Genomic DNA, 11,862 nt, shown 5'->3' with positions numbered 1-11,862 from the left:
TCAGTGCGCCATCAGCGCCAGGTGGTCGGCGACCGGGCCCAGCACCAGCACCGGCATGAACTGCAGCACGGTCAGCACGGCGATCACCGCGATCAGGGTCAGGGCGAAGGTGGGGGTTTCGATCTGCAGGCTGCCCGGCGACTCGGGCGCGGCGCGCTTGGCGGCCAGCTGCGCGGCGACCACCAGCGGCACGATCAGCGCCGGGTAGCGGCCCAGCAGCAGCACCAGGGTGCAGCTGAGGTTCCACCACGGCGTGCTGTCGCCCAGGCCCTCGAAGCCCGAGCCGTTGTTGGCGAAGGCCGAGGCGTACTCGTAGAACACCTGGCTGATGCCGTGGAAGCCGGGATTGGAGTTGGCCGTGAGCGCGTGCACCGCCAGCGCGATCGCAGTGAACAGCAGCAGCACGATCGGCTGCAGCAGGATCAGCAGCGCCAGCAGCTTGACCTGGGCGGTCTCGATCTTGCGGCCGAACAGCTCCGGCGTGCGCCCGGTCATCAGCCCGGCCAGGAACACGCCCAGCAGCAGGTACACGACGAACTGCTGCAGCCCGCAGCCGATGCCGCCCCAGATGGCGTTGATCAGCATGTCGACCATGGCCACCCCGCCGCTGAGCGGGCTGAGCGAATCGTGCATGGCGTTGACCGAGCCGTTGGAGGTCTGGGTGGTCAGCGCCGCCCACAGCGCCGAGGCGTCGGCGCCGAAGCGCACCTCCTTGCCCTCCATCAGCAGCGGGCTGGCGGCGCTGGCCGAATGGGCCTCGGCCCAGACCAGCGCGGCGGTGGAGGCGGCCGACATCGCTACCATGCTGCCGAAGATCAGCCCGGCCAGCTTCCGCCGGCCGGTGAACGCGCCCACCATCACCACCACCGCGATCGGGATCAGCACGATGGCGATGCACTCCAGCGCGTTGGAGAACGGCGTCGGGTTCTCCAGCGGCATCGCGCTGTTGGGGCCATACCAGCCGCCACCGTTGGTGCCCAGCTGCTTGGCCGCAACCATCGCCGCGACCGGACCCAGCGGCAGCTTCTGCGCGCTGAAGTCCGCGCTGTGCGCGATCGGCGTGGCGGTCGGGCCGGCCTGCAGCGTGGAGGGCACGCCCTGGCTGCCGAGCAGCAGCGTCCACAGCAGGCACAGCGGCAGCATGAAGCGCACGCAGGCGCGGATCACATCGCTGTAGTAGTTGCCCACATCGACCGCGCGGGCATCGCCTTCCTGCGCATCGGCGGCACGGCCCTTGCCGAAGAACGCCCGCAGCGTGGCCACCGCCAGCCCCAGGCCCATCATCGGGGTGATCACCTGCAGCCCGGTGATGGCCACCATCTGCGACAGGTAGGACAGCTGGGCCTGGCCGGAGTAGTGCTGCTGGTTGGTGTTGGTCAGGAACGAGACCATGGTGTGCAGCGCCAGGTCCCAGCGAACGTTGGGCACGCCGTCGGGATTGAGCGGCAGCCAGGCCTGGGTCATGAACATCGCCCACACCAGCACGCCCACCACCACGTTGCTCAGCACGAAGGCGCCGGCATAGCCGCGCCAGGACATGCCGCGCGCGGGATCCACGCCCAGTAGCGCGTAGAGCGGCTTTTCGACGAGGCCGAACAGCGCATCGCCGCGCATCGGCGCGCCACGCATCACCTTGGCCAGGTACAGACCCAGCGGCCAGGCGAGCAGCAGCGCGGCGGCCAGGATCAGGAAGATCTCGAGCATGTCGTGGGTTCCTTCAGAAGTCTTCGGGTCGCAGCACGACGTAGAGCAGGTAGGCGGCGGCGAGGATCACCAGGGCGCCGCAGGTCAGGGCAAGCCAGCCAGGCATGACGTGTTCTCCGTTGGATGCTAGAAACCGGCCTGCAGGGCGGCTTCCACGCGGGAGCCGGCCAGGCCGGGGAAGAGGTCCTTGGCGGCGCTGTCGGTGTCGTGCCAGGTCAGGCGCAGCTCGAACGGCGCCTTGAACGCCCACACCGCGCCCAGCTGCACATGCGTGTAGCTGTCGCCATAGGCATCCTCGAGCCGGTAATGGCCCAGTGCGCCTTCCAGGCGGACATGCTCGCCCAGGGGCACGCGCGTGCCGATCTGGGCGTAGGTGCCGCTGGCGCGGGTGGCCATCACATCGTCGGACCAGCCGACCTGCAGCCAGGTGTTGGAACGGAAGGTCAGCGTGGCGCCCAGCTCATACCAGTTCAGATCGACTGCGCTGGACGGATAGCGGTACTGCATGAGGCTGGTATCCAGGGCCCAGTCCTGCGAGAGCGCGCCGCTCCAGCCCACCGCCAGGTCCAGCTCGCTGCTGGCGTGCGTGTCGGGGGCGAACTTGACGTTGGACCCCCACGCCGAGGCGTACAGGCCGTTGTCGGCGGTGGCCTTCAGGCCGGCCTGCGCGGCGAAATCGCCCTGGGTCTGGGTGGTGCCGCGCCAGACGTAATCGCTGGTCAGGGTGACATTGCCCCCCAGCGTGGCGGCGTGGCCGGCCAGCGGGAGAGAAGACAGCGCCGCCAGGCCCAGGGCCGGCAGTGCGCGGGAAAGCGGGAGCGACAGCATGTTCGGACGACTCATCGATGGCGGAACCCCTCCGCCGAAGGGCCGCCATCGTCCGCCCCGGGCCCGTAAAGTCTCCACGCGCGCCGCGCCGCCGCCGCGTAAAGAACGCATCAAATTTCCGGCTTCCGCCACGGCGCGGCACGATGTTGCGAAGAATTTACGGTGCGGGCCGGGTGCGCGCATGGCGGCTTGACGCCCGCGGCGCGGACGATGCGCCTCCCGCACCTGGTGCGTTGCCTGCACGTCCATGTCCATCGTCTTCCTGCAAGGGCCGGCCACCGGCCGGCTGTCCCTGCCGCCGCATCCGCAGCTCGCCATCGATCTGATCCAGTGCGACACCCTGCCCGCCATCGTCGGCGGCCTGCACCTGGCCCGCTGCCAGCGCGCGCCGCTGGTGGTGCTCGATCCCGGCCCCTGGTCCGCGCGCGATCGCGCGCTCCACGCCGCCGCCCTGCGCGACGCGCTCGATGCGCTGGACGCGCCCTACATCGAAATGCACGACCACAGCGCGCAGGAGTTCGCCCACTGGGCGCATCCGCAGCACGCGGCCCTGGCCGTGTTCAATGTCGACCGCGACGCCCCCGCGCGCCGGACCATGGCCCTGGCCGTGGCCGCGCGCCTGGTCATCCCCTCCGACCAGGCGCACTGAGGGCCATCGCCATGTCCATCGTCATCGTCCGCGGTCCCGACCACCTCACCACCCCGCCGGCCCCGCCCGAATCCCTGCCCTCGCCGGTGATGCACGGCCTGGCCGAGCTGGCCTGCTGCGCCGGCAAGGCCATTGCCCTGCGCAGCTGCGCCAGCGAGCGCGAACTGCTGCAGACCCTCTCCCTGTGCCAGCGCTCGCAGGTCGAACTGGTGCTGCTCGACCCCGGCGCCTGCGGCGCCAGCCCGCGCCTGCACGATCTGCTCGCGCGGCAGCCGCTGCCCTACATCGAAGTGCACGACGACCTGCCCGGCCAGCCCGAGGCCTGCCTGCCCGACAGCGGCGGCCGGCGCATCGCCCGCGCCCAGGGCTATGGCGCGCACAGCTACACCCTGGCCCTGTCGCTCGCGCTGGAGCATCTGGGCTGCAGTGAGGTGGGCCATGTCCATGTGGGCACCTGAGCCGGCCGCGAGACGCGCGCCGGCACCGGTGCGCTACTTCGTCGACTACGAGGTGTGGGTGGGCGGCCAGGCGATCGGCTGGGGCCAGCTGATCCAGGCCGGGCCACCCGGCGACGCGCTGCCGGGGGCGGACGCGGCCTGGCTGCACGACCTGCAGCAGCGCGCGGCCGAGCGGCACGGGGTGGCGGCCGGCGAAGTGCGCATCCGCACCCTGGCGCGGCTCTAGGCCCGTCGTCCGGGCCCGGCGGCCGACACGGTGTGACACATGGCTTCATCACGCCGCAACACGGGCGCGGCAATGCTGGAGGCCGTTGCATCCCGACCGGAGAGTTCCATGCGCCTTGTCCTGACCGCCGCCGCCGTTTCCCTCGCCCTGTCCGCCTGCGCCTCGGCGCCGCTGGCGTTCGCGCCGCTGGACGGCACCATTTCCGGCACCTGCCATACCGACATGGTCAAGGGCGCGGTCGGCCTGGCCGCCGCGCAGCCGACGCTGGAGCGCATCCGCGTGGACAGCGACAGCACGGCGCTGTCCACCGGCGATCAGGCCGCCCCGGCGACCGAAGGCGGCTCGACCGTGCACGTGCAGGTCGGCGAGCACAACGCCATCACCGCCATCGGCTGCAGCGGCACCTCGGTGGCCATGCAGTAAGCCTGATCCGCGATACCCGGATGTCCCGACGCCGGCGCCTGTGCGCCGGCGTTGTCGTGTCGGGCGGCCGGATTCAGGCCTCGGCCGCGCGCTTGGCCTTGCGCAGGGAGACGCGGTGCACCTTGGCCATCAGCTTCAGCGCGGCCTGCTCCCACTGCCGCTCGCCGCGCGCGCTGCCGGCGACCTTCTGCAGCCGCCCGTCCTCCCAGGCCACGAACACGCAGGGATCGATGTAGGCCTTGCGGCACACCGCCGGCGTATTGCCCAGCGCACGCGCGACTTCCTTGATCACCCCGTTCTTGGCGCGGTTCAACGCGGTCTTGCTGGGCGGTTCGGGCACCGGCGTGGCCGCCAGCAGCTTGAACGCCGCCAGCGTGCCGCCCCAGGTGCGGAAATCCTTCGCGGTGAAGTCCTCGCCCATGACCTCGTGCAGGTAGGCGTTGACCTGCCCCGAATCGACCGGCTGCAGCGCGCCGTCGTCGTCCTGGTACTGGAACAGCGCCTGCCCCGGCAGGTGCTGCACCGCGCGGATCAGCTTGACCAGGCGCGCATCGTCGATACCGATGTCGTGCTCCAGCCCGCCCTTGCCGCGGAACTTCAACCGCACCCGGTCGCGGGCGAAGGCCACGTGCCGGTTGCGCAGCGTGGTCAGGCCGAAGGAGCGGTTGTCGCGCGCATAGCTGGCGTTGCCGATGCGCACCAGCGTCTCGGCCATCACCGCCACCACGATCGCCAGCACCTTCTCGCGCGGGAAGCCGGGCCGCTTGAGGTCCTGGCGCAGGCGCCGGCGCAGGCGCGGCAGGGCGGCGCCGAACTGCACGATGCGGTCGAACTTGCCCTCGCCGGTGACCTGCATCCAGTCCGGGTGATAGCGGTACTGCTTGCGCCGGCGCGCATCGCGCCCGGTGGCCTGCAGATGGCCGCGCTCGTGCAGACAGATCCAGACCTCGGTGTAGGCCGGCGGGATCGCCAGCGTGCGGATGCGGGCCAGCGTCGACGCGTCGCGCACCGCGCGGCCCTCCGGATCGCGATAGCCGAAGCCCTTGCCGGCGCGTCGCCGCGAGTAACCGGGCTCGGCGTCGCTGACATAGACCAGGCCGGCCAGCTTGGCCACGCCGGCCATGGGCGAGGGCACGGCCGTCGCGGAATCGCGTTTGGAGGAAGGTGCGGAGGAAGCCATGCCGTCGGCACGTTGTCTGCTCGCGCATGAAAGGCCCGTCAACCCGGGCGCGCGCCGTCGCGTCGGCTGGTTAACATGAGCCTCTCACCGCCACGGAGCCCCCGCATGTCCCGTCCCTCCGCCTCTTCGCTGGTGCTGCTCCTCCTGCTGGCCGGCTGTACCGCGCCGAAGCCCGACGAGCAGGAGCAGGCGCTCGCCCAGTCCGAGCAGCGCGCCGATGCCGCCGCGACCCCGACGCCGGAAGCCGCGCCGCCGGCCGACGCCAGCGCCTGCGACGCCACCCAGGCGCAGTGGATCGTCGGCAAGACGCCCGGCCCGGCCGACGTGGACCAGGCGCAGAAGGACTCCGGCGCCAAGAGTGCGCGCACGCTCAAGCCCAACCAGCCGGTGACGCTGGAATTCAACGAGAGCCGGCTCAACATCGAGGTCGACGAGAAGGGCGTGGCGGTTTCCGTGCGCTGCGGCTGACACGCGCCTCCATTTCCAAACCTCTTGGGAGGCTACTCTTCAGCCTTCACAACAGGCCAAGGAATGGACTCTGTGAACGCGAGCCTCAGAATCGCGGCCACGAAAGCTCCGCCCGGTTGGAAGCTTTGTTTCTGGGAGAAAACAGTCGCACTCCTGAGTGCGGCCGGTCTGTGCGTATCGGTCACGCACAGACCGTTGAATACATTCACACCGATGCACTGGGCAGCCCGGTCGCCATCACCAATACCAACGGCAACGTCATTGAACGTACCGAGTACGCCCCTTATGGCGACGTACTCAACCGCCCAGATACCGACGGGCTGGATATAGCGCACATGTCTTGGATGCGTCTACCGGGCTGAACTACATGCAGCAGCGTTACTACGATCCCGTTATCGGAAGATTTCTCAGCGTCGATCCCATTGCCGCCTATTCAAACCGGGGGGGTCAGCTTTAATCGCTATTGGTACGCAAACGACAATCCATACAGATTCACTGATCCCGATGGTCGGTGGATCTGCTCGGATGGCCGTCGCGGCAGTTGTAGCAAGTTTGAGACCGCATTAAATCGTGTCGCTGATGCCGCCAAGAGTGGTCGGATGGATGGACGCCGGGCGGCGGCTACAACGAGGAGCAAATTGAGCGCCAAGGGCAAGGTTCCGTTGATGCATCCTGCAACGGGAATACAAACGGGAGCGGTAGATGAGCAAGAAAATCGCTGGACTCTTCCTCGCGGCCCTTTGCGGGGCGTGCACCGTTGCAAGGCATGCAAATGCGCAGAACGATGCGCCGCCGACCATTTCAGGATTAGAAATGGCGCCAATCAACTTCAAAAAAGGTGAGCCGAGGAATACTGAATCCCTGAATTCATCCCTGGATGGGGATTTTGCAGTGGCGGCAATCAATCGAGACTTGCTCATCGTCAAGAAGTATAGGAGTCTTCGTTTTGAAATTCTCGGATTCACGGACACCGAAGAATGCGCTCCCAGCGATTGCCAGAAGTTGTCTGCCAGCAGAGCCGAAGCCGTGCATGGTTGGCTAATCGCGCATGGAGCTGACCCGTCATCGTTCAAGCGTGTCGAAGGGCTTGGCGCCGAGATGCCAATAGCCGATAACTCAACAGAAGAAGGACGATCTGTTAATCGCCGTGTGGAAGTTAATCAGGTCCCTAGCCGATCGCCTTAGCTTACGTGCCCTCCTTCCAGGCTTTGCTTGCGGCGTCGCCAGGCGGCCTGTGTGAAGGCCGGCCGACGGCGTGCTTGCATCGGACAGCGCGGTCGGATGCCGCGGTTTTGTTGCCCCTGAAACCGTCACTGCACCAACGTGGCGCAGGCGTTGCGGCGTCGCACCAACTTGTGGTGTCATCGCAAGTCCGGTGACACCTTCTTCACGTCTGCGCCGCCCATCGAAGGGCTCGGGTGCCGCCTGCCCCTCCTTCGTTTTCGAGGTAGCACCAATGGCCCCCCGCAACCGCCACGGGCTGTACGACCCCAACGACGAACGCGATGCCTGTGGCTTCGGCATGATCGCGCAGCTGGACGACCAGCCCTCGCGACAGCTCGTCGATACCGCCATCACCGCCCTGTCGCGCATGACCCATCGCGGCGGCGTGGCGGCCGATGGCCTGACCGGGGACGGCTGCGGCCTGCTGATCCGCAAGCCGGAAGGCTTCCTGCGGGCGCTGGCGCGCGAGGCGCACATCGAGGTCGGCGCCCGCTTCGCCGCCGGCCTGGTGTTCCTGCCCAATGACGGCGATGCCGCGCACGACTGCCGCGACCGCCTGGAGGCCGAACTGACCGCCACCGGCGTGCGCGTGTGCGGCTGGCGCGTGCCGCCGACCGACGAGTCGGTATGCGGCGAGCTGGCCAAGGCCACCCTGCCGCGCATCGAGCAGATCTTCGTCGAGGCCGGCGCCGAGCAGGACGTGGAGGCCTTCGCCCTGGCCCTGTTCCTGGCGCGCCGCCGCGCCGAGCAGGCCCTGCGCGAGACCACGCCCGACTTCTATGTGGTGACCCTGTCGCCGCACGTCATCGGCTACAAGGGCATGGTGCTGCCCGACAAGCTGCCGGTGTTCTATCCGGACCTGCAGCGCAACGACCTGACCTCCAGCGCGGTGGTCTTCCACCAGCGCTTCTCGACCAACACCATGCCGCGCTGGCCGCTGGCGCATCCGTTCCGCCTGCTGGCGCACAACGGCGAGATCAACACCATCGAGGGCAACCGCTCCTGGGCGCAGGCGCGCAGCAAGGTGTGGAAGACGCCGAAGTTCGACATCGCCCAGTTCGACCCGGTGATCTCGATGCACGGCTCGGATTCGCAGAGCCTGGACAACATGCTCGAGCTGCTGGTCGCCGGCGGCATGGAGCTGATCCAGGCGCTGCGCATCCTGGTGCCGCCGGCGACGGCCTCGCTGGAGTTCAAGGACGCCGACCTGGCCGCGTTCTACGAGTTCTACGGCCTGAACACCGAGCCGTGGGACGGCCCGGCCGGCATCGTCGCCTGCGATGCGCGCTATGCGGCGTGCATGCTCGACCGCAACGGCCTGCGCCCGGCGCGCTGGATGCTGACCTCCGACCGCCACTTCCTGGTCGCCTCCGAGGCGGGCGTGTGGGAGCTGCCGGCCGAGCGCATCACCCGCAAGGGCAAGCTGGGCCCGGGAGAGATGATGGCCATCGACCTCAAGCGCGGCGACCTGCTCGATTCGGATGCGATCGACCGCATCAACCGCGGCCGCGCGCCGTTCAAGCAATGGCTGCAGCAGGGCGTGACCTATCTGCAGACCGAGCTGATCGACCCCTCGCTGGTGGAGGAGCCCTTCGACGAGAAGACCCTGCGCAGCTACCACAAGCTGTTCCAGCTCAGCACCGAGGAAGTGGAGCAGATCCTGCGCCCGCTGGCCGAGACCGAGCAGGAAGCCACGGGCTCGATGGGCGACGACACGCCCATGGCGGTGCTGAGCCAGCACACCCGGCCGCTGTACGACTACTTCCGCCAGGCCTTCGCGCAGGTGACCAACCCGCCGATCGATCCGCTGCGCGAAGGCATCGCCATGTCGTTGTCCACCCAGCTGGGCCGGGAGACCAACATCTTCCACGCCGGCCCGGAGACGGTGAACCACGTCATCCTCAACTCGCCGGTGCTGTCCCAGCGCAAGCTGCGCCAGCTGTTGAAGATGGACCAGTACGCGCACAAGAATCGGCTGATCGACCTGTCCTATGCGCCCGAGGAAGGCCTCAAGGCCGGCATCGAGCGCATCTGCCGGGAGGCCGAGGCCGCCGCGCGCGAAGGCATGGTCATGCTCCTGCTGTCCGACCGCTACCCGGTCGCCGAGCGGCCGATGGTCCATGCGCTGCTGGCCACCGGCGCGGTGCATCACCACCTATCCAACGTCGGCCTGCGCTGCGACGTCAACCTGATCATCGAGACCGGCACCGCGCGCGATCCGCACCACATGGCCTGCCTGCTGGGCGTGGGCGCCACCGCGGTGTACCCGTACCTGGCCTACCAGACCCTGTTCGACCTGGGCCGGCGCGGCATCCTGCTGCTCAAGGCCGGCGGCGAAGTGGCCCAGATCGGCCGCAAGTACCGCAAGGGCGTCTACAAGGGCCTGTCCAAGATCATCTCCAAGATGGGCATCTGCACCATCGCCAGCTATCGCGCCGCGCAGCTGTTCGAGGTGGTGGGACTGGACCGCGAGGTGGTGGAGCTGTGCTTCCCCGGCGCGGCCAACCGCGTGGGCGGCGTGGGCTTCGAGCGCCTGGACACCGAGGCCCGGCAGCTGACCCGCAACGCCTGGAACGACCTGCGCAAGCCCGAGGTCGGCGGCCTGATCAAGTACGTCCACGGCGGCGAGTACCACATGTACAACCCGGACGTGGTCATGACGCTGCAGCGCGCCACGCGCACCGGCGATGCGGGGGACTGGCAGGCCTACACCGACGCGGTGCACAACCGCCCGGTCTCGACCCTGCGCGACCTGCTGCAGCTCAAGCTGGCCGATACGCCGCTGCCGCTGGATCAGGTCGCCGAGGCCGGCGACGTGCTGCGCCGCTTCGACACCGCCGCCATCTCGCTGGGCGCGCTCTCGCCCGAGGCGCACGAGGCGCTGGCCATCGCCATGAACCGGCTGGGCGGGCGTTCCAACTCCGGCGAGGGCGGTGAGGACCCGGCCCGCTACGGCACCGAGAAGCGCTCCAAGATCAAGCAGGTGGCCTCGGGCCGCTTCGGCGTCACGCCCGAGTACCTGGTCAATGCCGAGGTGCTGCAGATCAAGGTCGCCCAAGGTGCCAAGCCCGGCGAAGGCGGCCAGCTGCCCGGACACAAGGTCAACGAGCTGATCGCGCGCCTGCGCTACGCCAAGCCCGGCATCGGCCTGATCAGCCCGCCGCCGCACCACGACATCTACTCCATCGAGGACCTGGCCCAGCTGATCTTCGACCTCAAGCAGGTCAACCCGAAGGCGCTGGTGTCGGTGAAGCTGGTCAGCCATGCCGGCGTGGGCACCATCGCCGCCGGCGTGGTCAAGGCCGGCGCGGACCTGATCACCATCTCCGGCCATGACGGCGGTACCGGCGCCTCGCCGATCAGCTCGATCCGCTATGCCGGCGTGCCGTGGGAGCTGGGCGTGGCCGAGGCCCATCAGGCCCTGGTGCAGAACCAGCTGCGCGAGCGCACCGTGCTGCAGACCGACGGCGGCCTGAAGACCGGCCTGGACGTGATCAAGGCCGCCCTGCTGGGCGCGGACAGCTTCGGCTTCGGCACCGGGCCGATGATCGTGCTGGGCTGCAAGTACCTGCGCATCTGCCACCTCAACAACTGCGCCACCGGGGTGGCCACCCAGGACGAGCGCCTGCGCGCGGACCACTTCACCGGCCTGCCCGAGCGCGTGGAGAACTACTTCCGCCTGCTGACCGAGGAAGTGCGCGTGTGGCTCTCGCGCCTGGGCGTGCGCTCGCTGGACGAGATCGTCGGCCGCACCGACCTGCTCGAGCAGGTCGTCCACAGCCCGCGTCCGGGCGTGCACGTGGACCTGACGCGGCTGTTGGCCGGCGCCCAGGTCGACGGCGGCACCTGCGCGGCGCAGCGCCTGTACGAGCCGCCCGACAGCCTGGCCACGCAGCTGGATTCGGAGCTGGCGCGGGCGATCGCCACCAAGGCCGGCGGCGACCACCGCCACCTGATCCACAACACCGACCGCTCGATCGGCACGCGCCTGTCCGGCGCCATCGCCCGCGCCCACGGCAACCACGGCATGAGCGATGCCCCGATCCAGCTGCGCTTCCGCGGCACGGCCGGGCAGAGCTTCGGCGCGTTCAACGCCGGCGGCCTGAACATGGAGCTGGAAGGCGAGGCCAACGACTACGTGGGCAAGGGCATGGCCGGCGGCCGGCTGGTGGTGCGCCCGCCGCGTGGAGCGCGCTTCGAGGCGCGCAACACCGCGATCCTGGGCAACACCTGCCTGTACGGCGCCACCGGTGGCGAGCTGTTCGCCGCCGGCCGCGCCGGCGAACGCTTCGCGGTGCGCAACTCCGGCGCGCTGGCGGTGGTGGAAGGCGCCGGCGACCACTGCTGCGAGTACATGACCGATGGCATCGTCATGGTGCTGGGCCGGGTCGGCCTGAACTTCGGCGCCGGCTTCACCGGCGGGCTGGCCTACGTGCTGGACGTGGACCGCGATTTCGTGGACCGCTACAACCACGAGCTGATCGACATCCACCGCATCAGCGGCGAAGGATTCGAGAGTTACCGCCAGCACATCCACACCCTGATCCAGCGCCATCGCGAACTCACCGGCAGCATCTGGGCCCAGCAGATCCTGGACGAGTTCCGCGACTACATCGGCAAGTTCTGGCTGGTCAAACCCAAGGCCGCCAGCATCGAGTCGTTGACCGACGCGTTGAGGCGCGCCGCCTGATGGCGACGGGAT

The 11,862-nt window shown here is 68.9% G+C and carries 11 protein-coding genes; 7 read left to right on the top strand and 4 right to left on the bottom strand.

Translation table 11 applies throughout. The features are described 5' to 3' along the window. The 3 genes from kdpA to LAJ50_RS00230 are packed head-to-tail and all read right to left on the bottom strand — an operon-like array spanning window position 1 to window position 2,532. On the bottom strand, window positions 1–1,704 hold the full coding sequence (gene kdpA / locus LAJ50_RS00240; protein WP_138654235.1) for a potassium-transporting ATPase subunit KdpA: 1,704 nt from the start codon (window positions 1,702–1,704) through the stop codon (window positions 1–3). Between the two features lie 13 nt (window positions 1,705–1,717). Further along, a complete protein-coding gene (locus LAJ50_RS00235) occupies window positions 1,718–1,810 on the bottom strand; it encodes a potassium-transporting ATPase subunit F (RefSeq protein WP_130514578.1) in 93 nt (30 codons plus the stop codon). Window positions 1,811–1,830: 20 nt separating this feature from the next. Continuing rightward, entirely contained in the window at window positions 1,831–2,532 is a 702-nt protein-coding gene (locus LAJ50_RS00230; protein WP_138654233.1) for a TorF family putative porin, read from the bottom strand. Between the two features lie 247 nt (window positions 2,533–2,779). On the opposite strand from LAJ50_RS00230, the gene LAJ50_RS00225 reads away from it, so the two are divergent. The 4 genes from LAJ50_RS00225 to LAJ50_RS00210 all read left to right on the top strand — a co-directional run bounded on the left by LAJ50_RS00225 (window position 2,780) and on the right by LAJ50_RS00210 (window position 4,288). Further along, window positions 2,780–3,181: a hypothetical protein gene (locus tag LAJ50_RS00225; RefSeq protein ID WP_130551379.1), complete on the top strand. Its 402-nt coding sequence runs from the start codon at window positions 2,780–2,782 to the stop codon at window positions 3,179–3,181. A gap of 11 nt (window positions 3,182–3,192) precedes the next feature. Beyond that, complete coding sequence (locus tag LAJ50_RS00220; protein ID WP_138654231.1) at window positions 3,193–3,639, top strand: 3-dehydroquinate dehydratase; 447 nt, start codon at window positions 3,193–3,195, stop codon at window positions 3,637–3,639. Beyond that, window positions 3,620–3,865, top strand: coding sequence for a hypothetical protein (locus LAJ50_RS00215; protein ID WP_138654229.1), 246 nt, complete (start codon window positions 3,620–3,622; stop codon window positions 3,863–3,865). The genes LAJ50_RS00220 and LAJ50_RS00215 overlap by 20 nt, the downstream gene beginning before the upstream one ends. A 108-nt stretch (window positions 3,866–3,973) precedes the next feature. Then, window positions 3,974–4,288 (top strand): hypothetical protein, encoded by a 315-nt coding sequence (locus LAJ50_RS00210; RefSeq protein ID WP_138654227.1) that lies wholly within the window; start codon window positions 3,974–3,976, stop codon window positions 4,286–4,288. A 73-nt stretch (window positions 4,289–4,361) separates the two neighbouring features. Here the strand turns inward: LAJ50_RS00210 and LAJ50_RS00205 are convergent, their stop codons facing one another. Then, entirely contained in the window at window positions 4,362–5,411 is a 1,050-nt protein-coding gene (locus tag LAJ50_RS00205; protein WP_224096625.1) for a DNA topoisomerase IB, read from the bottom strand. A gap of 162 nt (window positions 5,412–5,573) precedes the next feature. Here LAJ50_RS00205 and LAJ50_RS00200 point away from each other — a divergent pair, with 162 nt between their 5' ends. The 3 genes from LAJ50_RS00200 (at window position 5,574) to gltB (ending at window position 11,850) form a co-directional block, all read left to right on the top strand. After that, entirely contained in the window at window positions 5,574–5,936 is a 363-nt protein-coding gene (locus LAJ50_RS00200; protein WP_138654223.1) for an I78 family peptidase inhibitor, read from the top strand. A gap of 702 nt (window positions 5,937–6,638) precedes the next feature. Next, window positions 6,639–7,121: an OmpA family protein gene (locus tag LAJ50_RS00190; protein WP_138654221.1), complete on the top strand. Its 483-nt coding sequence runs from the start codon at window positions 6,639–6,641 to the stop codon at window positions 7,119–7,121. A 271-nt stretch (window positions 7,122–7,392) separates the two neighbouring features. Next, window positions 7,393–11,850: a glutamate synthase large subunit gene (gene gltB, locus LAJ50_RS00185; RefSeq protein WP_138654219.1), complete on the top strand. Its 4,458-nt coding sequence runs from the start codon at window positions 7,393–7,395 to the stop codon at window positions 11,848–11,850. The last annotated feature ends 12 nt before the right edge of the window (window positions 11,851–11,862 follow it).

Source organism: Pseudoxanthomonas sp. X-1, from assembly GCF_020042665.1.
GTDB lineage: Bacteria > Pseudomonadota > Gammaproteobacteria > Xanthomonadales > Xanthomonadaceae > Pseudoxanthomonas_A > Pseudoxanthomonas_A spadix_A.
Note: the sequence above shows the minus strand (reverse complement) of the source record. Positions and strands in the feature narration are given on the sequence as shown.